Raw genomic sequence first — 25,338 nt, 5'->3', positions numbered from 1 at the left:
CCTCGAGGTCGCGGTCGCCGAACTTGTTCATGAGGTACTCGAGCTGCATGAGCTCGTCCCAGGTGCCGCCGACGCCCATGAGGAAGATGGCGTCGTAGCCCTCGTCGGCGATGCGGTCGGCCATGGCCGCCATCTGCTTGCCGGTCTCGACGAGCGCCCGGCCGTCCTCGAGGTAGCCCTCCTGGTCGAAGTTCATGATCTCGACCTTCTCCGTCTCTGCCATGAGCATTCCTTTCTCGTGTCGTCATGCAGAAAGCAGTGCGTCGCTGCCGGCTCGCGACCCGTTCTCCCGTGGCTCGTGCTCCGGCGTGCTTCGCTGAACACACGATACCAAATTGGTTATATGACGTTATAGGACAGCGGTGAGTGGTAGGATTTTCACGGTAAACGTAGATACGTTATATAACGTTATATGTTTTCATCACAATCCGCCCACACAATGTAAAATAACCCCAGGGGTTTTTTGACATGCACGGGGTGGCCGCGGAGCGCGGTCTCACATGTAACATAACCTCTGGGGCATGTAAAATAACCCCTGGGGTATTTTTACATCAGAGGCGGAAGCTGTAGTGCTTGCCCACCACATGCTGCAGGCCGATGAACATGGGCTCGCCGTACTGGTCGGAATACTCGCCGCTCACCGTGAAGAGCGGCTCGTTCTCCGCCACGTCGAGCAGCTCAGCGAGCTGGGCGTCCGCGCGCTCCATGCTCAGCACGCAGTCCGTGCCGTTGCGCGGCACGAGGCCGGTCCTCTGCTCGATGAGCTCGAAGATGGAACAGTCGTCGAGCGGCTCCTCGAGCAGGAAGCGGTATTTGACGGGGTCGAAGAGGTTATCTTCCACCATGAGCGGCAGCCCGTCGGCGGTGCGCACGCGCATGACCCGCACGGCCGCCCCGCCATCCGCCCCGCCGAAGTAGCCGGCGCGGTCGAGCGGCAGGAGCACGCGCTCGCAGGACACGAGCCGCGCGCCCGGGACGACGCCGTTGTTCTCGCAGGTCTTGGTGAAGCTCCGCACGATGTCGTCGTTCTCGAACGGCGCCTTGCGGTCTCCCCCGTCGGCGACGAACGTCCCCTTGCCCTGCCGCTTGATGAGCAGGCCCTCCTTCTCGAGCACCTTGACGGCGTTGCGCACGGTGATGCGGCTCACCCGGTAGATATCGCCCAGCTCAAGCTCGGAGGGGATCTTCTCGCCGGCGCGGTACAGCCCCGAGGCGATGTCGCGGCGGATGTCTTCGATGACCTGCAGATATAGCGGCTCTTGCGAGGAATGGTCGAGTTCAGACGGCATGGCGGTCGCCTTTCGAATACGTCATATATTGTTATGCTACGTCTTAGTATACGCATGCGCCGCGCGCCGCAACCGGGCGACTCGGCGAGCGGCTCCACGGGTGCGCGCGAGCGCCCGGGCACGCCCGGCGCGCGTCCTCCCCTACCGCCGGCGGGACGGGCGCAGCAGCAGCGGGCGCAGAAACGCGAGATGCGTCTCTGAGAGCACGATGGCCGCGAAGATGAGGGCGAAGCCCACCACGAGCCGGACAGTGAGCACCTCGCCCGCAAACAGCACGGAGAAGAGCACGCCCGACGGGGACTCGAGCGAAAGCAGAAGCGAGCCCGTCGCGGGCGGGACGTGCGCGAGGCCGAGGTTCTGCATGAGCATGCCGATGCAGGTGCAGAACACCGCGAGGAAGGCGATCGTGCCCACGAGCTCAGGCGTCCACGGAAGCGACGTGATCGGCGGCTCCACCGCGGCGGCCGCCACGGCGTCCATCGCGCCGACGGTCAGAAACATCCAGAACGTGATGACGTTGACGTCGAGCTCGCGCCCGAAGCGCGCGGCGAGCGCGATCTGGAGCGCGAAGAGCACCGCGCCGGCGAGCGTGAGCACGTCGCCGCGGTTCATCGAGAGGCTGTCGAGCGCCACGAGTGCGATGCCCGCCACGCAGAGCACCGCCGCGCCGAGGTTGTAGCGCGTGAGCGGCTCATGCGACATGAAGAAGCTGATGAACGGCACGAGGATGCAGTACGTCCCCGTGAGGAAGGCGCTCTTCCCCGCCGTCGTCTCGACGAGGCCGAGCGTCTGGAGCGCGTAGGCGAGGCCGAGCGCGACGCCCATCGCCACGCCCACCAGGATGTTCCGCGCGTTGAAGTGCCGGGCGATGCGCCGGCCGAAGAGCACGAGCATGATGAGCGCCGACGCGAGGAAGCGGCACGCGAGCAGCGTGAACGTGGGCACCGCGTTGAGCGCGTCCTTCATGACGAAAAACGAGTAGCCCCACATGACCGCCATCGCGGCGAGCATGAGCTTCCAGAAGAGCGGCGAGCGGGCGCCGGCGCCGCGCAGGCGCGGTCCCGGTGCGCGATCTTCAATGGCGACGGGGGCGTCCGCCCCGAAGAAGCCCTCGGGCTCCGTCGGGGCGGACGCGGTCTCTTGATGCTTCGACATCGAGGCCTAGCGGCGATGCGCGCGGTAGTAGCGGATGAGCGCCTGCGTGGCGGGATCCTGCTCCGTGAGGGCGGCGTCGTCATGGAAGGCCGGGGTGATCTGCTTGGCGAGCTGCTTGCCCAGCTCCACGCCCCACTGGTCGTAGGAATCGATGCCCCACACCGTGCCCTGCACGAACGTGATGTGCTCGTAGAGGGCGATGAGCTCGCCCAAGGCGAACGGCGTGAGCGTGTCGCCGAAGATCGAGGTCGTGGGGCGGTTGCCCGTGAACACGCGCGCCGGCACGATCTCCTCGGGCGTGCCCTCGGCGCGGACCTCGTCGGCGGTCTTGCCGAAGGCGAGCGCCTTCGTCTGCGCGAGGAAGTTGCCCAGGAAGAGCTCGTGGACGTCCTGCTCGCCGTCGCGCACGGGGTGCGGGGTGTTCACGAACGCGATGAAGTCCGCCGGCACCATGCGCGTACCCTGGTGGATGAGCTGGTAGAACGCGTGCTGGCCGTTCGTGCCGGGCTCGCCCCAGAAGATCTCGCCCGTGGCCGAGGTGACCGGTGTGCCGTCCCAGCGCACGCCCTTGCCGTTCGACTCCATGGTGAGCTGCTGGAGGTAGGCCGGGAAGCGGTGCAGGTACTGGTTATAGGGCAGCACCGCGTGGCTTTCCGCGCCGAAGAAGTTCACGTACCACACGTTCATGAGACCCATGAGCGCGACGACGTTCTCCTCGAGCGGGGTCTTCTGGAAGTACTCGTCGATGGCGCGGAAGCCGCCGAGGAACTCCTGGAAGCGCTCGGGGCCGAGCGCCACGATGAGCGAGAGGCCCACGGCGGAGTCGACCGAGTAGCGGCCGCCCACCCAGTTCCAGAACCCGAAGGCGTTCTCCGGGTCGATGCCGAACTCCTCCACGAGGTCGAGGGCCGTGGACACCGCGACGAAGTGCTTGCGGATGGCCTCGGCACGGCTCTCGGCGGAGCCGTCGATGGCGCCGGCGCGCTCGAGGGCGTCGAGCATCCACGTGCGCACCTCGCGCGCGTTGGTGAGGGTCTCGAGCGTGGTGAACGTCTTGGAGACGATGATCACGAGCGTCGTCTCGGGGTCGAGGCCGGCGAGCTTCTCCGCCGCGTCGTTCGGATCGATGTTCGAGATGTAGCGGCAGTCGATGCCGGCGTCCGCGTAGGGCTTGAGCGCCTCGTATACCATGACGGGGCCGAGGTCGGAGCCGCCGATGCCCACGGAGACGACGTGCTCGATCTTCTTGCCCGAGACGCCGCGCCACGCGCCGGAGCGCACCTTGTCCGCGAAGGCGTACATGCGGTCGAGCACCTCGTGCACGTCCGCCACTACATCCTGGCCGTCGACGATGAGCGTGCCCGCCTGCTCCTTCGGGCGGCGGAGGGCCGTATGCAGCACGGCGCGGTCCTCGGTGGTGTTGATGTGCGCGCCCGAGAACATGGCGTCGCGGCGCTCCTCGACGCCCACGGCGCGGCCGAGGTCGCACAGCAGACGCACCGTCTCGTCGGTGATGAGGTCGCGCGAGAGGTCGATGTGCAGGTCGCCCGCCTCGAAGGTGAGCTTCTCCACGCGCTCGGGATCCGCGGCGAACCAGCCCTTGAGGCTGATACCCTCCTCTACCAGGCGATCGTGATGCTCTTGCAGCGCCTTCCAGGCAGGCGTCTGGGTGGCGTCGATGGGCGCGGGAATCGTTGACATGGTGCCTCCTTGCGATGTGACAGCCGGTGTCCGCGCACTGCGCGCACGGATGCTCCCATTCTACCGCGTTCGCATCGCGGGGCGCTACCAAGTGACGTTGACGCCCAGGCCCGGTTCCTCGGAGAGCACGACCGTATCGCCCTCCTCCGCGAAGCTCCCCGCGATGGCGACCGCATCGGGCGCGTAGTACCGGTAGCTGTCGCAGTCGGTGTCGCGGATGTTCTCACGGGCGGCGGCGAGCGCGAGCCCGGCGCTGATGGCGATGGGCGTCTCGAGCATGCAGCCCACCATGCAGCCCACGCCGCTCGCCTCGGCCAAGGCGTTGATGGCGAGCGCCGGGAAGAGGCCGCCGCACTTCATGAGCTTGATGTTGATCTTGTCCACCGCGCCCAGCCGGCAGGCGCGCGCCGCGTCCGACGGCGCATGGATCGCCTCGTCCGCCATGATGGCCACGCCCTGCGCGCGGCCGCGCAGCCACGCGAGCCCCTCGAGGTCGTCCGCCGAGACGAGCTGCTCGGCCTCCTCGACGCCGTGCGCGGCGAACACCTCGAGCATGCGCGCCGCCGTCGCGCGCGTATAGCCCTGGTTCGCGTCGACGCGCAGCGCCGCGCGGCCGCTGATGGCCTCCGACACCGCCGCGACGGCGCGCTCGTCCGATACGGGGTCGATGCCCACCTTCATCTTGATGATGCGGAAGCCCTCGTCCTCCACGTAGCGGCGGGCGGAGGCGGCCATGTGCGCGGGGTCGGCGATCCCGACGGTCATGTCGCTTTGGACGCGCGGATCCGCGCCGCCCAGGAGCCGCCACACGGGCATGCCCGCGGCCTTGCCCATGAGGTCGTACAGGGCGAGGTCGATGGCGCACTTCGCCGCCGTGTTCCCCGTGAGCGCCGCGTCCATCAGCCGGTGCGCCCGCTCGATGGCGAAGGGGTCGGCGCCCTCGAGGAGCGGGGCGAGGTACTCGAGCGCCGCGGTCACGGTGCCGAGCGTCTCGCCCGTCACGCAGGGCTCCGGCGCCGCCTCGCCGTATCCGTACACCCCCGCGTCCGTGGCGAGCCGCACGACGACGACCTCCGTCTCGCGGATCTCGCGCAGGGCGATCTTGAACGGCTCGCGCAAGGGGATGCTGTAGACGCGGTACTCCAGTGATGTGATGAGCATATCCTTCGATCCTTTCTACACGGGGCGGGACATGGGTTGAAAGGAACACGTCCCCAACCAACCCATGGGTTGAAAGGAACACGTCCCCAACCAACCCATTCGATCCGTTCTACGCGAGGCGGGGCGGCTCGGCCGCGTCCCAGGGAAGCTCCTGAAGGGCGATGAGCTCGACCGTCTGGGTCATGCGGTCGGCATCGGCTCCCCGCCCCCTCACCGTCGCCTCGCCCATCTGGTTGTCGAACGGGTCGCGGCGCATGCCCGTGCCCGCCGGGTCGAACGGGGCGAGAAACGCCCGGTTGAAGACCGCGCGCCAGGGATCGAGGTTGCCGAAGTAGAACCGGCGGAGCTCCTCGTCGCCCGCGCGGCGCGCGGAGACCCCGAAGGAGCAGTCCGCCCAGCGCCAGCCCGTCTCGGGCGTATGGAACATTGCCCAGTCGTGGGGCGTGATGCCGTGCGGCGCGGCGAAGAGGCCGCTCTGCCAGCGCGCGGGAACCCCCAGGCAGCGGCAGAGCGCGATGAACGTGAGCGCCATCATGCCGCAGTCGCCGTAGCCGGACGAGAGGCAGGAATCGGGGATCGCGTCGAGCTGGATATAGGAGGGCTGGTAGCGGTACGAGATATGCTCGGTCACGTAGTCGTACGCGGCGCGCGCGAGCTCGAGCGGCGTGTCATCGTAGGCGGCGGCGCGCACCCGCTCCGCGACCGCGCGCACGAGCGGGGTGAACGCGATGTGCGGCGCCTCCTCCGCGAGGTCCGCCGCGCAGGGCGGCGCGCACGGCACGGCGCGCGGTGCTACCGGCGCGGCACCGCGGCCGCCCCACAGGTCGATGTAGGGCGCGTCGATGCGAAAACGATAGGTGACCGAGCAGGTCGCCGGCCCCGTGCGGCGCCAGGACATGGTGCGCGCCGGCGCGTCCGGGGCGGCGAGGAAGCCTCCCGCGGAGGCATCGAGCACCTCGATACGCGATAGCTGGGGCGCCTCCGCCGCGACCGGCAGCCAGATGCGCACGTCGTCATCTGCCCCCGCGCGGTCGACCGAGAGCGTCGCGCGCACCGTGATGCTCCGGGCGGCGCCGCCCGCGGCGCGCATCTCGTCGCGGACGGCGCGGCAGGCGGCGAGCTCGGCGGCCGCGCCCGGCTCCGGCTCGAGCCCGGGCACCTCGTCCGCATAGATGCGCAGCGTGTCGATGAAGTGCGGGAGCGTGCAGGGCGTGCCCGCTATGAAGCGCACATCGATGCGGCCGCGCGCCGCGAGGGCGCAGACATCGTCGAACGATGCGTCGGCGCCGGCGGCGCGCAGGGCGCCCACCGCGTCCCCGAGCGGCAGGCGGTACTCATGCGCCAGGCGCGCGAGCCGGTGCCACTCGAGGCGCAAGCGCGGCACGAGCGGCGAGGCCGGATCCGCCGCGATGCCGTCGCGGCAGAGCGCGGCCGCCTGGGCGAGGTAGCCCGCATCCTTGGCGCGCGCCACCGCCGGCGGCAGCGCCATGCCGAGCGCGGCGACGTCGGCATCGCGCGCATCGGGCGCATCCTCCACCTCGACGAGCGCGCCCGTCGTCTCGACGCCCTCGTGGCCGCTCCATGTAACCGCCATGTGCTCCCCCTCATCGTCTGCCGCCCGTCGCTCACCGCACGGCCTTCAAGCGCCGCGCGACGGACGAGCCCGGCCAGCCCGCGTTTACCCTTTCGAGACCTTGCAGAGGTCGTACGTGCCCACCTGCGGACAGATGAGCCCCTTGACCGACGGGTCGTACCCGATGAGCTTCTGGGCGTGCGAGATCACGATGACGGGCACTTGGTCGGCGACGATCTCCTCGCACCGCTGATAGATGGCATCGCGATCCGGCCCCTCGGGCGTCGCGGTGCCCTCGTGGATGAGCTCGGTGTACTCATCGTCCGCGAAGCGCGAGACGTTGATGCTCGGCTCGGTGTCGGAGAACAGGTTCATGAAGTTGTCCGGGTCCCCGTTGTCGCCAATCCACCCCGCGGCGCACAGATCCCAGGCCTCGATCTCGCGGCGTGCCAGGAACGTCGTCCAATCGTAGGAGTTGACGGTGAGGCTCACGCCGGCATCCTCCAGATACCCCTGGATGCTCTCGGCGAGCTCGCGGCCGCCAGCGGCGTTGTAGTCGCGCTGCGAGGAGTACGTGAGCATGGTGAGCTCCGTGATGCCGCGCTCCGCGAACGCCGCGCGCGCCGCGTCCGGGTCGTACGGGAGCTGCTCGATGTCCTTGTCATACGGTGCCATCCACACCGGCATAAACGAGTTCGCCACCGTCGCGTAGTCGCCGTAGAGCGCCTGCACGAGCGCCTCGGTATCGATGGCCTGGCGCACGGCGCGTCGCACCGCGACATCGCTCGTCGCGCCGACATCCGTGCGCATCGCGATGTAGTTGATGTTCATGCCCTCCGAGGTGAGGATCGACTTGCCCGAAGACTCGACCGTGTCGGCCGTAGCCATGTCGACGCCCTCGATGATGTCGACCTCGCCGTTGCCGAGCGCCGTCACGCGGCTCGAGGTCTCGGCGATGAAGCGGAACACGAGCGTGTCCATCTTCGCCGCGTTATCGTCGTTCCAATAGTCGTCGAAGGCCTCAAGCACGAGGTTCTGGCTGCGGTCCCAGGAACGGAACGCGTAGGGGCCCGTGCCCACCGGATGCTCCGAGAGGTCGTTGTCGTAGGTGTCGAGCGCCGTGGGCGAGACGATGGGCGAGCTCAGCTGCATCGCGAGGTTCTTGATGAACGGGGTCGACACGGCGCGCAGGGTGAAGACCACGGTGTAGTCGTCCGGACACTCGATGCTCGCCACGCCAGTCCCCGTCTCCTCGGAGCCGAAGTTGAACGAGGCGTACGGCATGGAGTCGAGGCGGTCGGGCTCGAGCTGGCGGCTCACGGAGCGCTTGACCGCCTCGGCGTTAAAGTCGGTCCCGTCGTGGAACTTCACACCCTGGTGCAAGGTGAAGGTGTAGATGAGGCCGTCATCCGAGATGGTGTAGTCCTCGGCGAGCCACGGGATGATCTCGGAACAGTCCTCGTTGAAGCGCACGAGGTTCTCATAGATCTGATTCGTGACGTTGCTTGAGGCGATGTCCGAGATGAGCGCCGGGTCGAGCGACGAGGGCTCGGCCGCCTGGGCGAACGTGAGCGTGGATGCCGCATCCCCCGCGCTCCCGGTGGCAGACCCCGCCTCGCTCGCCCGCTGGCCCCCGCACCCCGCGAGACTCGTCGCGACGGGCACCGCAACGAGGGCGCCCATCGCCTTCAAGAACATGCGGCGCGAGACCTCGCGCGCGTTCGGCTGCTGCTCGAAGCGATTCGTCGTTCCCATGGCGTACCTCCTTGTACCGGGCGCCGCGCGTGCGGCGCGCACAACCGACCGGCCCCGCCCCGTCCTGTGGACGGGCCATCGCCTGAGCCCGGCGGCGGGAACAGCGCCCCGCCCGATCCGGCGCCCGCATGGCGCGCGACCGGCCGCTTCGGCTATGGTATGCGCCCACCGAACGCCGCCAGCTTCACTTTTTCGCAGGTAAACAAGGTGAAAACAGCTCGCATCAAACGGGAAAACAACTCGAAACGCCCCCGAGACCCACTCGACACGCGCCGAACACGCACCGGAAACCGCCCGGCAACATACGGAGGGCTCCCGCTCGCGCGCCCCAGCTCCGCGCCGGCGCGCTCCCCTCTCCCAACTATCGAACATATGTCCGTATTATTTGCTATACTTGACAGCGACGGGACGGCGCGGCACGCGCCCGCGCGGCAACGGATCGGAAGCGGGGAGGCTCGATGGACGACAGGCGAACACCGTTCGAGGGCGCACCCGCGGGCCCCGCGCCGGGGACGGACGACGAGCGCACCTACCTATGCATCGACCTCAAGACGTTCTACGCGAGCGTCGAGTGCGCCGACCGCGGGCTCGACCCCTTCACGACAAACCTCGTGGTCGCCGACCCCGCCCGGGGCGAGAGCACCATCTGCCTCGCCGTGACGCCCGCCATGAAGGCGCTCGGCGTGCGCAACCGCTGCCGCGTGTTCGACATCCCGCCCGGCATCCGCTACATCAAGGCGCGGCCGCGCATGCGCCACTACATGGAGGTCTCCGCCCAGATCTACGGCATCTACCTCGAGTACGTGAGCCCGCAGGACATCCACCCCTATTCCATCGACGAGTGCTTCATCGACGCCACGCCCTACCTCAGACTCTACGGCCTCGACGCGCGCGCGTTCGCCGAACGGCTGCGCGCCGCCGTCTTCGACCGCACGCGCATCTCCGCCACAGCCGGCATCGGGCCGAACCTCTTCCTCGCCAAGGTCGCCCTCGATATCGACGCGAAGCACGCGGACGACGGCATCGGCATGCTCGACGAGGAGTCGTTCCGCCGCACCATCTGGCCGCACCGGCCGATCACCGACATCTGGGGCATCGGCCCGGGCATCGCCGCGCGGCTCCAGAAGTACGGCGTCCACGACCTCATGGGGGTCGCCGCGCTCGATGCGTCCATCCTCTACCGCGAGTTCGGGGTGAACGCCGAGTACCTCATCGACCACGCCTTCGGACGCGAGCCCACCACCATCGCCGACATCCAGGCGTACGCGCCCGCGTCGTCCTCGTACGTGAACGGCCAGGTGCTGCCGGAGGGCTACGCGTTCGAGGACGCCCGCACGATCTTGAAGGAGATGGTGGACGCATCGGCCCTGGAGCTCGTGGACCGGCACGAGGTGTGCGGGCACATCTCGCTCTCGGTGGGATACGAATGGGAGCGCGAGGGGGCGAATGGCAGCGGGACGACGGGGGGCGGGCGCGCGGGCGACGTCTTCGTCGGTGAGCACGGGACGCGGCGCCTCGGGCGCGGACGGGGCGGCGGGCACGGCGGCGGCTCGCGCAAGCTGCCGTTCCGCACCAATTCCTACCACAAGCTCATGGCGGCCTTCGACGGGCTCTGGGACGAGACCGTCGACCGCGCGCGGCGCGTGCGGCGGCTCTCGATCGGCCTCGGCAACCTCATGCCCGAGGAGTTCGCGACCGTCGACCTCTTCACCGACGTCGAGGCGGAGGAGCGCGAGCGCGACCTGCAGAAGGCGGTGCTCGCCGTGAAGGGGAAGTTCGGCAAGAACGCGCTTCTGCGCGGCACGAGCCTCACCGAGAAGGCGACCGGCCGCGAGCGCAACGAGCAGGTGGGAGGCCACCATGCATGACGGGAACGATGTGACGCCGCCCGCGACCTGCGCGAACGGGCACGCGCGCGCCGACCGCGCCGCGCAGTTCATGCCCTTCGCGGCGCTGCGGGGCTACTACGAGCTCATCCGGCGGCAGGAGCGCGTGCCCGAGCCCCGCCACGAGCTCACCGACGAGGAGGCGCTCGCGCTCTCGCGCACGGTGGCGCGCATCCGACGCGGGCAGGTCGTGCGCGCCGTCTACTACGACGGGGACGCCTACACGACGCTCACCGGCTGCGTGGCTCGCATCGACCTTGTCGAGCGCGAGCTCACGCTCGTGCAGACGCGCATCCCGCTCGACGACATCAAGGAACTCGAAATCGTCTCGTGAGCGCGCCGCAGGGCGCGGACGGCTTGCGACGCGCCGGCGCTCCCCCGCCGGCCGAGACGCCGGCGCCGCCCGGCAGCGCCATCACGCGGAAAACGGCCACGACCCGGCGGCGAGCGCCTCGATGGCCTGGGCGACGGCATCGTCCTCGCACCGGCCGATATGCCAGCGCGCCGCCGCGGCCGCCTCGGGCGTCGCGCCCGCCACGGCGACGGGATGCCCCACGACCTCGAACATGGCGAGGTCGTTGCCCGCGTCGCCGAACACCGCGACCTCCTCGGTGGAGATGCCCAGGTGCTCGCAGAGCCTGCGAACCGCGGACCCCTTGTTCCACCCCGCGGGCATGATGTTCAGAAAGCCGCGCATGGGCACGTCGAAGTCGAGCTCCTCGAAGGCGTCGTTCAGCTGCGCGCACAGCGCGACGGTCTGGGCCATGTCGCCGTCCACGAAGACGTTCGCCTTCTGGATCTCGAAATCGGGCAGACCCGCGCTCTCGATCGCGACCTGCGCGTAATCGTACACGACCGGCGCCATGTCCGCGCGCTCGCCGCAGCACAGGTAGGGCTGCGACCCCTCGAACGCCACGAGGCCGGCGCGCGGGACGTCCCCGAGCACATCCATCAGGCGCTCGAGCGCCGCCCGGGACGGCATGCCGTAGGCGATGCGCTCGCCGTCATGGTAGATCGCGAGCCCGTTCGTGGTGATGCAGGTCGCGCAGCAGGCGGCGTCGCCGGAGAAGAAGGGCGGGATCTGGGTGACGGCGCGCCCGCTCGCCACGCCCGCGACGATCCCCGCATCGAGGGCGGCGTGGAAGGCCAGCCGCGTCCGCTCGGAAACGTGGTCCCGACCCCGGGGCATGATGGTGCCGTCGATGTCGCTCAGAATCAACTTGATAGGCTGCATGAAACCTCGTCCTCTCAGGGTCGCGCGCTCGTGTCGCCGTCGATGATAGCCCAAGGCGCCGCCGCTCGCCGGCGCGGCGCCGCCGCCGTTTCATTTTGCGCCGGGGCGCGATACGATGGTGCGGGGCGCCCGAGCGCCCCGGTCGCCGTGCCGGCGCCCGCAGCGGAAGCCCGCGCTCCCGCGCAACGCCCGGCACCCGACCAACCGATGCGGAAGCGCACAGATAGGAGACCCACGTGAACGACTTCACCTTCTACTCCCCCACCCGGATCGTCTTCGGCCGCGACGCCATCGACCGCACCGGCCAGGAGCTCGCCGCTGCGGGCTTCGGCCGCGCGCTCATCGTCTACGGCGGGGGCTCCGTCGTGCGCACCGGCACGCTCGACCGCGTGAAGGCGTCGCTCGATGCGGCGGGCGTCGCCCACGTCGAGCTCGGCGGCGTGCGCCCCAACCCCGAGGTCTCCTCCGTGCGCGCGGGCATCGAGATCGCGCGCGCCGAGGCAGTCGACGTGCTGCTGCCCGTGGGCGGCGGGTCGACCATGGACGCGGCGAAGGCCATCGCGCTCGGCGCCGTGTACGAGGGCGACGTCTGGGACCTTTTCTCGAAGCGCGCCGCGCCTAAGGGCCGCATCCCCGTGGTCGCCGTGCCCACCATCCCCGCCTCGGGCTCCGAGGCGTCCGATTCGGCCGTGATCAGCAACGACGCCGAGCACCTCAAGTGCGGCCTCAACACGAACCTCAACCGCCCCGTCCTCGCCATCATGGACCCCGCGCTCACCTTCACGCTGCCGCCGTACCAGACGGCCGCAGGCGTGACCGACATGATCGCGCACATCATGGAGCGCTTCTTCTCAGGCGAGCCCGGCGCGCCCGTGACCGACAACATCGCCTGCGGCATCATCCGCGCCGTCATGGACGAAGCACCGCGCGTCTTCGAGGACCCGTGCAACTACGACGCGCGCGCCAACATCATGTGGGCGGGCACCCTCGCGCACAACGGCCTCGCCGGCTGCGGCGTGAACATCCCGGGCGGCCGCGACGGCGACTGGACCTGCCACGGCCTGGAGCACGAGCTCTCCGCCCTCGACACCGCCATCACCCACGGCGCCGGCCTCGCGGTGATCTTCCCCGCGTGGATGCGCTACGTGTGGCAGGAGCACCCGGAGCGCTTCCTCACCTTCGCGCAGGGCGTCTTCGACATCGAGCCCATCGACGACTCCGAGGAGGCTGTGCGCGACGCCGTGACCGCCACCATCGACGAGCTGCAGGACTTCTTCGTGTCGCTCGGCATGCCGCGCACGCTCGGCGAGTTCGGCGTGAAGGAGGACGACATCGACCAGATGCTCGCCGGCCTCAAGATCAACCGCGGCGAGGTGTTCGGCAGCTTCAAGCGCCTCACGCTCGAGGACGCGCGCGCCATCTACCGCAGCGCCCTCTAGACCGCGCGGCCGCCTCGCGCCGAGGGGGTGAACCCGATGCGACCCACATCCGTCTCGCGCCGCGCGGCGCTGGCCGCCCTCGGCTGCGCCGCGGGCTCGCTCACCGGCCTTGCCGCCTGCGATGCGGCCGCGCCGGGCGGCGACGGGCAGGCGGGATCCGCGGGGAGCGGCGCTGCGGGCGACCAGGGCCCCGCGCGGGACGAACCCGCCGACGCCGTGGACGCGCTCTTGGCATCGATGACGCTCGAGCAGAAGGTCGCCCAGCTCTTCATGGTCACGCCCGAGCAGCTCACCGGCGTCTCCACCGCGACGGTCGCGGGCGAGCTCACCGAGCGCGCGCTCGCGGAGCTTCCCGTGGGCGGCCTTGCCTACTTCTCGAAGAACCTGCAGGGCGCCGACCAGGTGCGCGCCCTGCTCGATGGCACGGACCGGCTCGCGCGGGGCGCCGGCGCGGGCGTCCCGCCGCTGCTCGGCGTCGACGAGGAGGGCGGGTCGCTCGTGGCGCGCGTCGCGAACTCCGGCCTCTTCGACGTCGAGCGCTTCCCCAACATGGCCGAGATCGGCGCGACGGGGGACGCCGCGCGGGCGGCCGAGGTCGGCCGCGCGATCGGGACCTACCTGCGCGAGATCGGCTTTAACCTCGACTTCGCGCCCGACGCCGACGTGCTCACGAACCCCGATAACACCGCCATCGGCGCGCGCTCGTTCGGAAGCGACCCGGACATCGTGGCCGAGATGGTCGCCGCGGAGGTCGCGGCCATGCTCGACGCCGGGACCCTGCCGTGCGCGAAGCATTTCCCCGGGCACGGCGACACGGCGGGCGACTCCCACATCGGCGCCGTCTACGCCGAGCGCACCCGCGCAGAGATCGAGGCGTGCGAGCTCGCGCCGTTCCGCGCGGCGATCGAGGCGGGCTGCCCGCTCGTGATGGTGGGCCACATCGAGACCCCGAACTTCGCGGGCGACGGCCTGCCCGCCTCGCTCTCACCGACGATGATGGGCAACGTGCTCCGCGGCGAGCTGGGGTTCGAGGGCGTCATCGTGTCGGACGCGTTCGACATGGGCGCCATCACCGAGCGCTTCGCACCGGGCGAGGCGGCGGCGCGCTTCTTCGCGGCGGGCGGCGACCTCCTGCTCATGCCATCCGACCTGCACCTCGCCTACCAGGGCGTTCTCGACGCCGTACGTGCCGGGTCGCTCGGCGGGGAGCGCGTGGACGAGAGCGCGCGGCGCATCCTTGCGGCGAAGCGGCGCGCGGGGCTGCTCCCGTAAAGCGACCGCCCTCAGCCGGCGAGCCCGCGCAGCAGCGAGATCTCGGCCGCGTACCCCGGAAGCTCGTTCGGCGTCTCCAAGATGAACGGCAGGTCGCGCAGGGCGGGATGGCGCACGATGCGCTCGAAGACCGCGAGCCCGCCGCCCAGCTCCGCAGAGCCCAGGTACCCCTCCCCGATGCGCGCGTGCCGGTCCTTGCGCGCGCCGCAGGGGTTCTTCGAGTCGTTGAGGTGGACGGCGTGCAGCCTCTCGAGCCCCACGACGCGGTCGAACTCGTCGAGCACCCCGTCGAGGTCGTGCACGATGTCGTAGCCCGCGTCGTGCACGTGGCAGGTGTCGAGGCACACGCCCAGTAGCCCCGCGAACTCCGGCCGCGCCGCGCCCACGGCGTCGATGATCGCGCGGAGCTCCTCGAAGCGGCCGCCCACCTCCGTGCCCTTCCCCGCCATGGTCTCGAGCAGAACGCGCGTGCGCTGGCCTTCGAACATCACCGTGCAGAGCGTCTCCGCGATGAGCTCGATGCCGCGCTCCGCGCCCTGCCCCACGTGCGCGCCGGGGTGGAAGTTGTAGAACATCCCCGGCAAAAGCTCCATGCGCTCGAGGTCCTCGCGCATGGCCTCGCGCGCGAACTCCCGCGCCCGCTCCTTGGCCGAGCAGGGGTTGTACGTGTAGGACGCGTGCGCCACGAGCGGGGCGAAGGCGCGCTCGTCGAGCAGGGCGCGCAGGCGCGCGACGTCCGCCTCGTCGATGGCGCGCACCGACCCGCCCCGCGGGTTGCGCGTGAAGAAGGCGAAGGTATCGGCACCGATGGAGCACGCCGTTGCGCCCATCGCCGCGTAGCCCTTCGCGATCGAGAGATGGCATCCGATGTGCAGCATGGCCTACCTCCGCGCCAGCGCGTCGAGCACCGCCCCGATGGGGCCGGGCGTGAGGCGGCGGCGCGCATCGACGAGGCGCGCGGGGATGTCGATGTGCTGCGGGCACTTCCGCGCGCACGCCCCGCACGAGACGCACGCCGAGGCAAGCTTGGGCGACCCCGTGCGGATGGCCGACGCCGTCATGTACTGCGAGATCCCCGTAAACCAGCCGTGCGCGTACGAGGCGTTGTACGCCGCGAAGCACCCTGGGATGTTCACGCCCTTGGGACAGGGCATGCAGTAGTTGCAGCCCGTGCAGGGCACGCGGTTCGAGCGCTCGAAGACCGCGAGCACGTGCGCGATGGCGTCGAGCTCCGCGGGCGTCATCGAGCCAGGGAGCGCGCCCTCGGCGACCGCGGCGTTCTCCTCCACCATCGCGGGCGACGCCATGCCCGAGAGCAGCATCGTCACCCCCGGGTGGTTCCACACCCAGGAAAGCCCCCAGGCGGCAGGGGTCGCGAAACGGTCGCTCCCCGCAGCGTCCAGCACGCGGCGCGCCGCGTCCGGCAGCTTGTCGGCGAGGCGCCCGCCGAGCAGCGGCTCCATGACGAAGACGGCGAGCCCGCGCTCGGATGCGGCGTGCAGCCCCGCCGTGCCCGCCTGGTAGGTCTCGTTCGCGTAGTTGTACTGGATCTGGCAGAAATCCCACGCGAACGCGTCGAGCAGGCGCGGGAAATCGTCCGCGCTGCCGTGGTAGGAGAAGCCGATCGCGCCCACGCGCCCCGCGGCCTTCTGCCGCGCGATCCACGCCTCGATCCCGAGCGCGCGCAGCCGCTCCCACTGCTCGAAGCCCGTGATGTTATGCAGCAGGTAGTAGTCGATGCGGTCGGTGCGCAGGCGCTTGAGCTGCGTCTGGAAGAAGCGGTCGAAGTCCTCCGGTGCGCGGCACGAGGCGTGGGGCAGCTTGGTGGCGAGGAGCACCCGCTCGCGCAGGCCGAGCTCCTCGAGCGCGGCGCCCACGCAGGCCTCGTTGCCCGGGTAGAGGTAGGCGGTATCGAGGTAGTTCACGCCAAGCTCGACCGCGCGGGAGATGATGGCACGGGCCGCGGAGGCGTCGGGCGTCCCGAGCGGCGTGCGCGGGAAGCGCATGCACCCCAGGCCGAGCGCCGAGATGCGCGCCCCGGTTTTCGGATCGATTCGATACTGCATAGCCGCCCGACCTCCGGATGCGACGCGATGGGAACCAGCTGGCTGGATTCTACCATGCGAATGCGCGGGAACACGGGGCTGCAATGGGCGCTCGGAACCCAAAGTGAACGAAACGAACGGTTTATAAGCACCCCCTAAAGTAGCACGAGGTCACGCGCCAACAAAAGCGCAGGTAGCCGGGTTGCCCGTTTGCCGGCTACTCGGCTACCCCCTCATAAAACGCTCGTTTCGCTCACTTTGGGTTTTCGGCCGGGCGAGCGGAGCGAACACAGCCAGGCCCTGCCCCTCAAAACCTACTCGACGGCCTCGTCGAGCGCCTCGCATCGGCGCTCGGGCTCGCGCACCGCCTCGGATGCGAGGAGCGCGACCACGGCCCCCACGACCATCGCGGCCGTTATCGCCATCTCACCCATATAACCACCTGCCTCGCATCGCGCACGTCCTGCATGCCAAGCATACGGCGCGCGCGTGAGTCGCCCGCAAAGCTCGTGTAAGCGCTCGGACAAGGGTGCGCCCGCCGCGCGAAGCCGTACAATGGGGTGCGATGGCGATGGAGAGGAGCACCGTGAAGGTCACCATCTACACCGACGGCTCGGCGCGCGGCAACCCCGGCAACGGCGGGTACGGCGCCGTGCTCCTGTACACCAACCCCCGCGGCCAGGAGTTCCGCCGCGAGCTCTCCGCAGGGTACGCGCGCACCACGAACAACCGCATGGAGCTCATGGCCGTCATCGCGGCGCTCGAGGCGCTCAACCGCCCCTGCGCGGCCGAGGTGTACTCCGACTCCCAGTACGTGGTCAAGGCCTTCAACGACCACTGGATCGACGGCTGGCGGCGCCGGGGCTGGAAGACGGCGGCGAAGAAGCCCGTGAAGAACGTCGACCTCTGGCAGCGGCTGCTCGCCGCCATGGAGCCGCACGAGGTCTCCTTCACCTGGGTGCGCGGGCACGCCGATAACGCGCTCAACAACCGCTGCGACGAGCTCGCGACCACCGCGGCCGATTCGGGTAGACTGATGGAGGACACCGGCTTCACCGAGGGCGACGCGGACTGACCGCGCCGGGCGAGGCCCTATCGAGGGGAGTTCATCTATGCTGCGCATCGCAACCATCGGCACGAGCCCCATCACGAGCGACTTCATCGAAGCGGTCGCGGCCTCCCCGGACGCCGTCTTCGTGGGCACGCTCTCACGCGACGCCGCGCGCGCCCGCGCGTTCACGGCCGAGCGCGCAGGCACGCTCCCCTTCACCGAGCTCGAGGCCCTCGCGGCGAGCGACGCGGTCGACGCCGTCTACATCGGTAGCCCGAACGCCCTGCATGCGCCCCAGGCGCTCGCGTGCATCGCGGGCGGCAAGCACGTGCTCGTGGAGAAATCCTTCGCGTCGAACGAGCGCGAGGCGCGCGCCGTCTTCGACGCCGCCGAGCGCGCCGGGGTCGTCGCGCTCGAGGCCATGCGCCCGCTGCACGACCCCGCGTTCGTCGCCTGCCGCGATGCCGTGGCCGAGGTCGGGCGCGTGCGGCGCGCGAGCCTGCACCTCGGCAGCTACTCCTCACGCTACGACGAGCTCAAGGCGGGCCGGCACACGAACATCTTCGACTGCGCGATGGCGTCCGGCGCCCTCATGGACATGGGCGTCTACACCGTCGAGCCCCTCATCGAGTTCTTCGGCGCGCCCGAATCCATCACCGCCGTCCCCGTGCTCCTGGACGAGGGGACGCGCGGGCTCACCAACGGCGCGCTCGACGGCGCGGGCACGATCGTGGCGCGCTACGCCGACCACGTCGCGAGCCTGCACTGGTCGAAGATCTCGAACGACGAGCTCCCCTCGCAGGTCGAGGGCGAGAACGCCACGCTCACCTTCGCCGGTACCTCGGAGCCCGCGTGGCTGCGCATCCGCTACCGGGGGACGGTGCAGCGCTCCTCCGCCAAGCAGGCCCGGACGGCGGGCGCCCCGCACATCGAGGAGCGCGACCTCGAACCCGTTGAGAACTCCATGGTGTTCGAGCTCGCCGACTTCGTGACGGCCGTCAACGCGACCCGCTCGGGCACCCCCGCGCTCGACGCGCCCGCCGGCGCGCTCGGCTGCGTGCGCCATTTCCGGGACGTCACGCTCGCCTCGCTCGCGCTCATGGACGAGGCGCGGCGGCAGATGGGCGTCCGCTTCCCCGCCGACGAGGCGTGACGCCGCAGGGCGACGCCCGCTCCGGGCGCGCGGCCGCCCCTCTCAGACGCCGCAGACCCGCGCCCACCCCATCCCATCCGCGTTCCGAGGAGGCGCGATGAACATCTTCGACATGTTCCGCAAGCAGGACGACACCCCTCCCGCCGAGCTCAGAAGCCCGCTCGAGCGCGAGCTCATCGGCGCGCTCCAGGACCGGCTCGCGGACGAGGGCTCCACGGGCGCCCTCCGCTACCACCTGCTCTTCACCGGCAGGGTGCAGGGCGTGGGCTTCCGCTGGACCTGTCAGGAATCCGCCGACAAGCTCGGGATCACCGGGTGGGTGCGGAACCTGCGCGACGGCTCGGTCGCCATGGACGTGCAGGGCACGGCGGCGCAGCTCATCAAGCACCTGGACGCCATGCACCAGACGTACGACCGCATGCGCTGCCGCATGTGGCTCGAGGAGGCGCGCGAGCTGCCCGTCGACGGCGCGGCGGACGGCTTCCGCGTGCGGTATTGAGGTTTGATGAACAGCGCGCCTGATACGATGCGCCCCTGACGTGCAGGATAAAATGCTATCAAGAAACTGGTAAATTGGCGCGACGCGGTAGGACCGAGCGCCGCGACCGAGCGGGCAACTGAGGCGAGGAGGTGCCGGCGATGCAGAGACGCAACACGAGGCAGCGCAAGCTCGTGCTCGATGCGGTGCGGGCGCTGCACGACCACCCCACGGCCGACGAGGTCTTCACCGAGGCGCGACGCCACGACGAGCGCATCAGCCGGGGAACCGTCTACCGCAACCTCGCGCTGCTCGCCGAGGACGGCTCCATCCGCATGCTCAAGACGCCGGGCGGCAGCCGCTTCGACGATCGCTGCGACCGGCACGCGCACCTCATCTGCACCTCATGCGGCACCGTCCGCGACGTGGAGCTCCCCTACGACGGTGCGGCCGATGGCGCCGCCATGCGGGAGACGGGCTTCTCGCACGTCACGCACTATGCGTTCTTCGAGGGCGTCTGCCCCGCCTGCCAGGCGCGCGAGGACGAGGCCAAGGCACGGTAACGGGCGGCCGACGCTCCCGCGCCGAACCGCCCGCTCCTTCCGATATCGGGGTGCTTCCGCCCTACTCCACGACCTCGACGAGCTCGATGTCGAAGTTGAGGTCCTTGCCCGCCAGCTCGTGGTTCGCGTCGAGCTTGACGCCCTCGGGCGTGACCTCGACGACCGTCACCGGCACCGGCTGGCCGGCAGGGGTGGTGAGGAAGAGCTTGTCGCCCACACTGATCTGCTCGATGTTCGGGACCTGGGCGGCCGGGAACTCCAGCACGAGGTCGTCGCGGCGCTCGCCGTACGCCTCCGCGGCGGGGATGTGGACGGTCTTCTTCTCGCCCACCTCCATGTCGACGACCGCGGCATCGAAGCCCGGGATCATCTGGTGCGCCCCGCACACGAACTCGAGCGTCTCGCCGCGATCGTAGGAGCTGTCGAACTGGGTGCCGTCATCGAGCGTCCCGCGGTAGTGCACGCGCAGGGTCTTTCCGGTGTTGGACATCGGGTCCTCATTTCTCGTCGAATGCCGCACCCCTGTGGCGCGGATGTGAAGGCACTATACCCGAAAACGCGCGCCGGGAGCCTCCGTCGGGAAGGCTCCCGGAAAACTCGATGCGGTTGCGTGCGCGCGGCCGTCTCCACGGCGCCGCCACACCACAACCGGGCCGCCGCTTTTACAATGGGATGTCCGAAGTGGAGCGCGGGCGCATGCAGCACGCGGGAAGGAGCATGGTGAGACGCACGCAGGCACAGCCCCAGACCGCCCGGCGGTTCACCGTGCAGGCCGGGGCCGCCGCATACACCGTGCTCGTGACGCGCAAGCGCGTGAAGAACCTCAACCTGCGGGTTCGGGGCGACGGGAGCGTGGTGGCGAGCGTGCCGCCCAGGGTCTCGGATGCGCGCATCCAGGAGTTCCTCGACGGCCGCGCGCACTGGATAGCGGAGCATGTCGAGCGGCAGCGCGCCGCGCGCGAACGCGCCGAGGACGCCTCCTCCTCGGTGCCTGAAACGTTTCCCCTGTGGGGCGCGGCCGTGCCCACGGCGGAGCTCTTCGGCTGCACCCCGCGCGCAACCGCTCAGGAAGCCGCCGGCGAGACGCCCGCGCCCGATCGCGCGGTCTTCGACCGGCTCCTTGCCGACCGCCATCGCCGCGAGGTCGAGCGCGCCCTGCCCGCCGTCGTCGCATCCCTCGAGGGGCGCATGGGCGTCCACGCCGCCCGCTGGCAGGTGCGCAGCATGAAGACGCGCTGGGGCTCCTGCACGCCGGGCACGCGCGCCATCCGCATCAACGCGCGGCTCGCGGCGTACCCGCCCGCGTGCCTCGAGTTCGTCGTGGCGCACGAGCTCTGCCACCTGCTGGAACCGAGCCACAACGCGCGCTTCCACGCCCTGCTCGACCGCTTCTGCCCCGAAAACCGCGCGCTCGCCGCGCGTCTCCGCCGACCGGCCCTGCCGGGCACCCTACCGTAGCCGCACGATCTCCACGCCCGCGCTCGAGAGCGGCAGGCCAATCGGTGCCCACGGCTTCTTGATGCCCACCTTCACGCCCCAGAGCGCGGGGTACCGGTCGAGCAGTTCAGCGGCGAGCGCCTCGGCAGCCGCCTCGATCAGCTTGTACGTATGCTCGCGCAGGAACGCGTCGATCGTGCGGCACACGTCCCCGTAGTCGATCGATGCCTCGAGGTCGTCGGACGAGCCTGCCGCGGCGAGCGAGGTGTAGAGCACGGCCGAGACCACGAACTTCTGCCCCAGCTCGCGCTCCTCGGGGAACACCCCGTGGTTCGCGAACACCTCGAGCCCCTCGATCACGATCTTGTCGGCCAGCGCGAGCTCGCCCGGGGTTATGGTCGCGAGCTCGCGGCGGCTCATGGGCAGCCCCGCCTTCTTGCGGTGCGCGAGGGTCGTCTCCTCGCCCTGCGACGTATCTTCGGGGATGGCTTTCGTCGGCTCCATGCGTTCGCTCCTTCCAGTAGCTCGCCTCGCCAAGCCGACGCCAGAGGCGGCGCCGCGGGGAGGCGGATGTTTTTTGTGCTAGCTGTTTCTATACCCAAGATGCCCGCCTGGCTGCGGAACATATCCCCTTGACGCGCCGCCGCGCGGGTCTACAATCCCGCATGACGATTCGGATGCAAGGCGCGGTCGCGCGATCTCGGCCGCCGCCCGCAGTCGGAAAGGAAGCCATCATGGATTCGCTGGTCATACTCATCCCCGCTGCGCTCTGCGCCGCGCTCGGCATCTCCATGATCGTGTCGGGCAACCCCCGCATGCTCCATAGCTACCACTACGCCACGACGCCGCCGGATAAGCTGCCCAAGCTCGCGCGCGCAGAAGGCGCGGGGCTCGTTGGGCTCGCGGTCGGCATCGCGCTCATGGGGTTCGTCTCCGATGCGCCCGGCGCGCTCGGCATCGCGGGCACGATCGTCGGCACCGTGCTCTTCGTGGCGAGCCTCGCCGAGATGCTCATCATGATCGTGTACTACAACGGCGGGCTCATGACGTTCTCCGGGCAGACGGCGCCCGGCCCCTTCGCCACCATGCGCCCGGTGTGGCGCGTCATCGTCTGCGCGGTCGTCGGCGCCGCGGTCTCGCTCTTCGGCATCATGCCCGGCGTCAACATGATCACGACGGGCGACGTGAGCATGCTCCACAGCTACCACTACGTGAATGTCTCCCCCGCCAACCTGCCGCGCCTCGCGACCGCCGAGGGCTCCTGCATGGTCGTCCTCGGCATCGCCGCCTTCCTGTGCGTGACCGCCGCGGCGGGGTTCGTCGGCACGCGCCCCTTCAAGCGCTGGGCGGTCGCATGCATGGGCGTGGGGCTCGTGTGCCTCTGCGCCGGACTGGCGGGGCTCCTCGGCTTCATCATCTACTACAACGGCTCGCTCATGGGCTCGGCGACGCTCTAGGCACGGCCGCGAGCGGGGAGGCGGGCAAGGGCGCCCCGCTTAGACGCGAATGCTGAGGTTCTTCTTCGCGTCGCTCCACGAGCAGGCGACGCGTACGTCCGCGGGGCAGGCGAAGCACGCGCGCGACGCCTTATCCGCCTGGTAGAGCAGCTGGGAGAGGGGCGCGGCGTCGGGGTCGAAGCGCCGGTGGGCGCGGATCGCCGCGCAGATGGCGTCGACCTCCTCAGGCGAGAACGCACAGGCGGCCGGCAGCTCCTCGAGGATCTCCCGCGCCAGGCGCTCACCCGCCACCTCGTGCGGCTCGCCGGATGCGTACTGCGTCGCCTTGCCCACGTCGTGCAGGAGCGCCGCGGCGTACACCACCTCGCGGTCGATGCCGCGGGCGCGCTCCAGATTGAGCGCCCACATGATGCGCGCCGTGTCGAGCAGGTGCGGCAGCCCATGACGGCAGAACACGCGGTCCTCCTCGAGCACTACCAAGCGCTGGCATTCACGCTGAAAGACCGCGCTTTCCCAGATGGCGTCGACGCGCGGCATCTCCTCCATACACTCCCCTCCCCCGTAAAATTACCCCAGGGGTATTTTTACATGCTCAGTCGTTACGCACCTCGAAGCTGAAGCTGCACGAATCTCCCAGGTAGTCCTCGAGCCCGACCTCCATGAGCACGCCATCCTCGTCGTAGACGATGTTATCCATCTGCGCGATGGGCGTGCCCTCCGGCACGTTGAGGATCTGCGCCGTCGTCGCATCGGCGCCCGTCGCGCGCACCGTCCGCCGGGCGAGATCGGGACGTACGCCATACAGCTCGAACAGGGTCGAATACAACGAACTAACCTCGAAGTCATACGATTCGATATCCGGGAAGCGGTCGCGCGGCACCCATGTCTTCAAATGCTGGGAGGGCACCCCATCGGTGAAACGCACGCGCTCCAGGTAAAACCAACTATGAAACGGATCCTCAACCTCACGGGCCAACCGCTCGGGAAGCTCGCCTTCCCTGAGCGCCAGCACGCGAGTCGCGGGAATATGCCCGCTTAAGAGCGTCTCCTGGGAAAAACCGAGCAACGTGTTGCTCAGAGGACCGCTGCGCATGGGCTGGACGAAGCTCCCCCTACCGCGCTCGCGGATAACAAGCTTCGCCCCCACAAGCGCGCCGTAGGCCTGCCGCACCACCGGGCGCGAAAGCCCGAGCGACTCCGCGAGCTCATCCTCTGTAGGAAGCTTGTCCCCGGCCTTGAGCGTTCCATCGCCGATTGCCCGCACGATCGAATCCTCAAGCTGCTTGTAGAGGGGCAAAGGCGAGCGACGATCAATCTGTATGTATCCGATATCCATAGGGTTCCGTTCGCGGCGCGAGATGTGCTCGCGCGAAAAGAGACTTGATATGTAGTTATCGATATGATAGCAGCAGCCTTGACGTTCGCGTAAAAACGACGAGGTCGCACCCTTGCCGTGAGGCGGAATTTGACGAGCGAGCGCACCGAACGAAGCCCGGCCAAGCGCCTGGCGCGTAAAACGACACGGCGAGCAGCCAAAACGGCCACTCGCCGTGTCAGGCGATGATAATCCTGCCGTTGACCGGCGCTTGCGCCCTACTCCTCGTCGTCGTAATGCGCGAGCGGCTCCTGGAACGGGTTCACGCCCGTATCGATGAAGATGTCCTTCGCGCCCTGCGCCGCGATGAACTGGAACGGCACCGTATAGGCGAGCGGGGCGGCGTACTTGCCAACGCGGTGCGAGAACACCAGGTCGCGCTCGTCGGCATCGGGCACATCGCACATGCTCACCACGTGCACGCGCGGGGTGTACTTCTTATAGGCATCGCGGAACACGAGCATGCGCTCGTACTCAGCCTCGTCGGAGCCGATCATGAACACCGTCTGGTTGGGGCGCAGGCCCATCGTGGGACCATGCGAGAACTCCTCGAGCTCGTACCCGATCGTGGGAATGCGCAGCATCTCGCCCACCTTGAGCATGGCTTCGAGCATCGAGCCGTAATCGATGCCGTATCCCAAGATGAACAGGCGGTCGCTCTGCAGGATGGAGCCCTTGTTCCGCTCGTACCACGCCTTGCCCTCGGCGAGCACCTGGTCGAAATCATTCACAAGCGCCTCGACTTCGGCCAGCGCCGCATCGTAATCGGCAGCATCGAGCTCGCCACGGTCGCGCGCCACCTCGAGCGCCCATAGGTAGACGCTCAGCACCGACACCGTGTATCCCTTCGTCTCGGGCGGCGTGAGCTCGGGCCCCACGAGCAGATGCGTCACCACGTCGCAGAACTGCGTGATCCGGCTCTCAAGATCACCCGTGATCGCAAGCGTACGACAACCGATCTGCTTGCCGTACTCCATGACCTCGCACGTAGAGACCGACGTTCCGGACTGGCTGATGCCCACGAAGAGAATCTTCTCATTCGGGATCGACCCCGTCCAATCCGGGCGCTCGTAGTGCTTGAACACGGTGGGATACTGGGCCTCCGCCGTGATGCCGGCAATGTGCTTCATGTAGTACGCCGCGATCTGCGACACGTTATAGGATGTACCGGAACCGAAGAAGATGATCTTCTCGATGCCGTGCTCGCTGATCTCGCGGGCGAAGGGCTCAACGAACACCGCTCGGTTCGCGAATACCTGCGGAAGCACCTCGGCCTGGCTCATGATGTTGCCGAGCACCGTTTGCTCCATTGTC

At 69.2% G+C, this 25,338-nt stretch carries 24 protein-coding genes and 1 pseudogene; 10 read left to right on the top strand and 15 right to left on the bottom strand.

The genetic code is table 11. From position 1 onward, the window contains the following. The 7 genes and pseudogenes from B5G02_RS05645 to B5G02_RS05615 all read right to left on the bottom strand — a co-directional run. Nucleotides 1–223: pseudogene (locus B5G02_RS05645) on the bottom strand (SIS domain-containing protein); the annotation flags it as partial. Nucleotides 224–551: 328 nt separating this feature from the next. Next, the gene (locus B5G02_RS05640) at nucleotides 552–1,289 is read right to left on the bottom strand and encodes a GntR family transcriptional regulator (RefSeq protein WP_094335510.1); all 738 of its coding nucleotides are present in this window, start codon (nucleotides 1,287–1,289) and stop codon (nucleotides 552–554) included. 141 nt (nucleotides 1,290–1,430) lie between these two features. Further along, entirely contained in the window at nucleotides 1,431–2,444 is a 1,014-nt protein-coding gene (locus tag B5G02_RS05635) for a DMT family transporter (RefSeq protein ID WP_094335509.1), read from the bottom strand. 6 nt (nucleotides 2,445–2,450) lie between these two features. After that, nucleotides 2,451–4,145 (bottom strand): glucose-6-phosphate isomerase, encoded by a 1,695-nt coding sequence (gene pgi / locus B5G02_RS05630; protein WP_094335508.1) that lies wholly within the window; start codon nucleotides 4,143–4,145, stop codon nucleotides 2,451–2,453. A gap of 84 nt (nucleotides 4,146–4,229) precedes the next feature. Beyond that, complete coding sequence (locus B5G02_RS05625; RefSeq protein ID WP_094335507.1) at nucleotides 4,230–5,306, bottom strand: mandelate racemase/muconate lactonizing enzyme family protein; 1,077 nt, start codon at nucleotides 5,304–5,306, stop codon at nucleotides 4,230–4,232. A gap of 109 nt (nucleotides 5,307–5,415) precedes the next feature. Next, a complete protein-coding gene (locus B5G02_RS05620; RefSeq protein WP_094335506.1) occupies nucleotides 5,416–6,900 on the bottom strand; it encodes a transglutaminase-like domain-containing protein in 1,485 nt (494 codons plus the stop codon). Nucleotides 6,901–6,984: 84 nt separating this feature from the next. Next, nucleotides 6,985–8,634 carry an ABC transporter substrate-binding protein gene (locus B5G02_RS05615; protein ID WP_094335505.1) on the bottom strand — a complete coding sequence of 550 codons (1,650 nt, stop codon included), beginning with the start codon at nucleotides 8,632–8,634 and terminating at the stop codon, nucleotides 6,985–6,987. Between the two features lie 458 nt (nucleotides 8,635–9,092). On the opposite strand from B5G02_RS05615, the gene B5G02_RS05610 reads away from it, so the two are divergent. After that, a complete protein-coding gene (locus B5G02_RS05610; RefSeq protein ID WP_094335504.1) occupies nucleotides 9,093–10,502 on the top strand; it encodes a DNA repair protein in 1,410 nt (469 codons plus the stop codon). Further along, entirely contained in the window at nucleotides 10,495–10,854 is a 360-nt protein-coding gene (locus tag B5G02_RS05605; RefSeq protein WP_094335503.1) for a hypothetical protein, read from the top strand. Before B5G02_RS05610 ends, B5G02_RS05605 begins: the two co-directional genes overlap by 8 nt. Nucleotides 10,855–10,935: 81 nt before the next feature. Here the strand turns inward: B5G02_RS05605 and B5G02_RS05600 are convergent, their stop codons facing one another. Beyond that, nucleotides 10,936–11,754, bottom strand: a complete 819-nt coding sequence (locus B5G02_RS05600; protein ID WP_094335502.1) for an HAD family hydrolase — start codon at nucleotides 11,752–11,754, stop codon at nucleotides 10,936–10,938. A gap of 236 nt (nucleotides 11,755–11,990) precedes the next feature. Between B5G02_RS05600 and B5G02_RS05595 the strand changes: the two genes are divergently transcribed. Together B5G02_RS05595 and B5G02_RS05590 are read left to right on the top strand one after the other, a co-directional pair. After that, nucleotides 11,991–13,193: an iron-containing alcohol dehydrogenase gene (locus B5G02_RS05595; protein ID WP_094335501.1), complete on the top strand. Its 1,203-nt coding sequence runs from the start codon at nucleotides 11,991–11,993 to the stop codon at nucleotides 13,191–13,193. 36 nt (nucleotides 13,194–13,229) lie between these two features. Then, nucleotides 13,230–14,465, top strand: coding sequence for a glycoside hydrolase family 3 protein (locus B5G02_RS05590; protein ID WP_094335500.1), 1,236 nt, complete (start codon nucleotides 13,230–13,232; stop codon nucleotides 14,463–14,465). 11 nt (nucleotides 14,466–14,476) lie between these two features. On the opposite strand, the gene B5G02_RS05585 is transcribed toward B5G02_RS05590, so the two are convergent. Together B5G02_RS05585 and B5G02_RS05580 are read right to left on the bottom strand one after the other, a co-directional pair. Further along, entirely contained in the window at nucleotides 14,477–15,343 is an 867-nt protein-coding gene (locus B5G02_RS05585; RefSeq protein WP_094335499.1) for a deoxyribonuclease IV, read from the bottom strand. 3 nt (nucleotides 15,344–15,346) lie between these two features. Beyond that, a complete protein-coding gene (locus B5G02_RS05580; protein WP_094335498.1) occupies nucleotides 15,347–16,531 on the bottom strand; it encodes an aldo/keto reductase in 1,185 nt (394 codons plus the stop codon). Nucleotides 16,532–17,075: 544 nt separating this feature from the next. Between B5G02_RS05580 and rnhA the strand changes: the two genes are divergently transcribed. From rnhA to B5G02_RS05560, 4 genes are all read left to right on the top strand, one after another. After that, nucleotides 17,076–17,585, top strand: a complete 510-nt coding sequence (gene rnhA / locus B5G02_RS05575; protein WP_019238845.1) for a ribonuclease HI — start codon at nucleotides 17,076–17,078, stop codon at nucleotides 17,583–17,585. Nucleotides 17,586–17,622: 37 nt separating this feature from the next. Beyond that, nucleotides 17,623–18,714 (top strand): Gfo/Idh/MocA family protein, encoded by a 1,092-nt coding sequence (locus B5G02_RS05570; RefSeq protein ID WP_094335497.1) that lies wholly within the window; start codon nucleotides 17,623–17,625, stop codon nucleotides 18,712–18,714. Between the two features lie 97 nt (nucleotides 18,715–18,811). After that, nucleotides 18,812–19,213, top strand: a complete 402-nt coding sequence (locus B5G02_RS05565; protein WP_019238847.1) for an acylphosphatase — start codon at nucleotides 18,812–18,814, stop codon at nucleotides 19,211–19,213. A gap of 140 nt (nucleotides 19,214–19,353) precedes the next feature. Next, nucleotides 19,354–19,755 carry a Fur family transcriptional regulator gene (locus B5G02_RS05560; protein WP_019238848.1) on the top strand — a complete coding sequence of 134 codons (402 nt, stop codon included), beginning with the start codon at nucleotides 19,354–19,356 and terminating at the stop codon, nucleotides 19,753–19,755. Nucleotides 19,756–19,816: 61 nt separating this feature from the next. On the opposite strand, the gene B5G02_RS05555 is transcribed toward B5G02_RS05560, so the two are convergent. Further along, a complete protein-coding gene (locus B5G02_RS05555; protein WP_019238849.1) occupies nucleotides 19,817–20,245 on the bottom strand; it encodes an FKBP-type peptidyl-prolyl cis-trans isomerase in 429 nt (142 codons plus the stop codon). Nucleotides 20,246–20,472: 227 nt separating this feature from the next. Between B5G02_RS05555 and B5G02_RS05550 the strand changes: the two genes are divergently transcribed. After that, nucleotides 20,473–21,213, top strand: coding sequence for a M48 family metallopeptidase (locus tag B5G02_RS05550; RefSeq protein ID WP_094335496.1), 741 nt, complete (start codon nucleotides 20,473–20,475; stop codon nucleotides 21,211–21,213). Here B5G02_RS05550 and folB read toward each other — a convergent pair. Further along, nucleotides 21,205–21,696, bottom strand: coding sequence for a dihydroneopterin aldolase (gene folB, locus B5G02_RS05545; protein ID WP_094335495.1), 492 nt, complete (start codon nucleotides 21,694–21,696; stop codon nucleotides 21,205–21,207). The two genes, B5G02_RS05550 and folB, sit on opposite strands and share 9 nt — an antisense overlap. A 230-nt stretch (nucleotides 21,697–21,926) precedes the next feature. Between folB and B5G02_RS05540 the strand changes: the two genes are divergently transcribed. Continuing rightward, complete coding sequence (locus tag B5G02_RS05540) at nucleotides 21,927–22,649, top strand: hypothetical protein (RefSeq protein WP_241146177.1); 723 nt, start codon at nucleotides 21,927–21,929, stop codon at nucleotides 22,647–22,649. A gap of 39 nt (nucleotides 22,650–22,688) precedes the next feature. Here the strand turns inward: B5G02_RS05540 and B5G02_RS05535 are convergent, their stop codons facing one another. The 3 genes from B5G02_RS05535 to B5G02_RS05525 form a co-directional block, all read right to left on the bottom strand. Then, nucleotides 22,689–23,195 carry an HD domain-containing protein gene (locus B5G02_RS05535; RefSeq protein WP_094335493.1) on the bottom strand — a complete coding sequence of 169 codons (507 nt, stop codon included), beginning with the start codon at nucleotides 23,193–23,195 and terminating at the stop codon, nucleotides 22,689–22,691. 46 nt (nucleotides 23,196–23,241) lie between these two features. After that, entirely contained in the window at nucleotides 23,242–23,985 is a 744-nt protein-coding gene (locus B5G02_RS05530; protein WP_019238854.1) for a GntR family transcriptional regulator, read from the bottom strand. 257 nt (nucleotides 23,986–24,242) lie between these two features. After that, nucleotides 24,243–25,334: an SIS domain-containing protein gene (locus tag B5G02_RS05525; protein WP_094335492.1), complete on the bottom strand. Its 1,092-nt coding sequence runs from the start codon at nucleotides 25,332–25,334 to the stop codon at nucleotides 24,243–24,245. Between the last annotated feature and the right edge of the window lie 4 nt (nucleotides 25,335–25,338).

The sequence above is a fragment of the [Collinsella] massiliensis genome (genome assembly GCF_002161605.1).
Taxonomy (GTDB): Bacteria; Actinomycetota; Coriobacteriia; order Coriobacteriales; family Coriobacteriaceae; genus Enorma.
Note: the sequence above shows the minus strand (reverse complement) of the source record. Positions and strands in the feature narration are given on the sequence as shown.

Excerpts from the sequence above, each read along its gene's own strand:
- B5G02_RS05640 (WP_094335510.1), bottom strand. The coding sequence starts at position 1,289 with ATGCCGTCTGAACTCGACCATTCCTCGCAAGAGCCGCTATATCTGCAG.
- B5G02_RS05635 (WP_094335509.1), bottom strand. The coding sequence starts at position 2,444 with ATGTCGAAGCATCAAGAGACCGCGTCCGCCCCGACGGAGCCCGAGGGC.
- pgi (WP_094335508.1), bottom strand. The coding sequence starts at position 4,145 with ATGTCAACGATTCCCGCGCCCATCGACGCCACCCAGACGCCTGCCTGG.
- B5G02_RS05625 (WP_094335507.1), bottom strand. The coding sequence starts at position 5,306 with ATGCTCATCACATCACTGGAGTACCGCGTCTACAGCATCCCCTTGCGC.
- B5G02_RS05620 (WP_094335506.1), bottom strand. The coding sequence starts at position 6,900 with ATGGCGGTTACATGGAGCGGCCACGAGGGCGTCGAGACGACGGGCGCG.
- B5G02_RS05615 (WP_094335505.1), bottom strand. The coding sequence starts at position 8,634 with ATGGGAACGACGAATCGCTTCGAGCAGCAGCCGAACGCGCGCGAGGTC.
- B5G02_RS05610 (WP_094335504.1), top strand. The coding sequence starts at position 9,093 with ATGGACGACAGGCGAACACCGTTCGAGGGCGCACCCGCGGGCCCCGCG.
- B5G02_RS05605 (WP_094335503.1), top strand. The coding sequence starts at position 10,495 with ATGCATGACGGGAACGATGTGACGCCGCCCGCGACCTGCGCGAACGGG.
- B5G02_RS05600 (WP_094335502.1), bottom strand. The coding sequence starts at position 11,754 with ATGCAGCCTATCAAGTTGATTCTGAGCGACATCGACGGCACCATCATG.
- B5G02_RS05590 (WP_094335500.1), top strand. The coding sequence starts at position 13,230 with ATGCGACCCACATCCGTCTCGCGCCGCGCGGCGCTGGCCGCCCTCGGC.
- B5G02_RS05585 (WP_094335499.1), bottom strand. The coding sequence starts at position 15,343 with ATGCTGCACATCGGATGCCATCTCTCGATCGCGAAGGGCTACGCGGCG.
- B5G02_RS05580 (WP_094335498.1), bottom strand. The coding sequence starts at position 16,531 with ATGCAGTATCGAATCGATCCGAAAACCGGGGCGCGCATCTCGGCGCTC.
- rnhA (WP_019238845.1), top strand. The coding sequence starts at position 17,076 with ATGGCGATGGAGAGGAGCACCGTGAAGGTCACCATCTACACCGACGGC.
- B5G02_RS05570 (WP_094335497.1), top strand. The coding sequence starts at position 17,623 with ATGCTGCGCATCGCAACCATCGGCACGAGCCCCATCACGAGCGACTTC.
- B5G02_RS05565 (WP_019238847.1), top strand. The coding sequence starts at position 18,812 with ATGAACATCTTCGACATGTTCCGCAAGCAGGACGACACCCCTCCCGCC.
- B5G02_RS05560 (WP_019238848.1), top strand. The coding sequence starts at position 19,354 with ATGCAGAGACGCAACACGAGGCAGCGCAAGCTCGTGCTCGATGCGGTG.
- B5G02_RS05555 (WP_019238849.1), bottom strand. The coding sequence starts at position 20,245 with ATGTCCAACACCGGAAAGACCCTGCGCGTGCACTACCGCGGGACGCTC.
- B5G02_RS05550 (WP_094335496.1), top strand. The coding sequence starts at position 20,473 with ATGGTGAGACGCACGCAGGCACAGCCCCAGACCGCCCGGCGGTTCACC.
- folB (WP_094335495.1), bottom strand. The coding sequence starts at position 21,696 with ATGGAGCCGACGAAAGCCATCCCCGAAGATACGTCGCAGGGCGAGGAG.
- B5G02_RS05540 (WP_241146177.1), top strand. The coding sequence starts at position 21,927 with ATGGATTCGCTGGTCATACTCATCCCCGCTGCGCTCTGCGCCGCGCTC.
- B5G02_RS05535 (WP_094335493.1), bottom strand. The coding sequence starts at position 23,195 with ATGGAGGAGATGCCGCGCGTCGACGCCATCTGGGAAAGCGCGGTCTTT.
- B5G02_RS05530 (WP_019238854.1), bottom strand. The coding sequence starts at position 23,985 with ATGGATATCGGATACATACAGATTGATCGTCGCTCGCCTTTGCCCCTC.
- B5G02_RS05525 (WP_094335492.1), bottom strand. The coding sequence starts at position 25,334 with ATGGAGCAAACGGTGCTCGGCAACATCATGAGCCAGGCCGAGGTGCTT.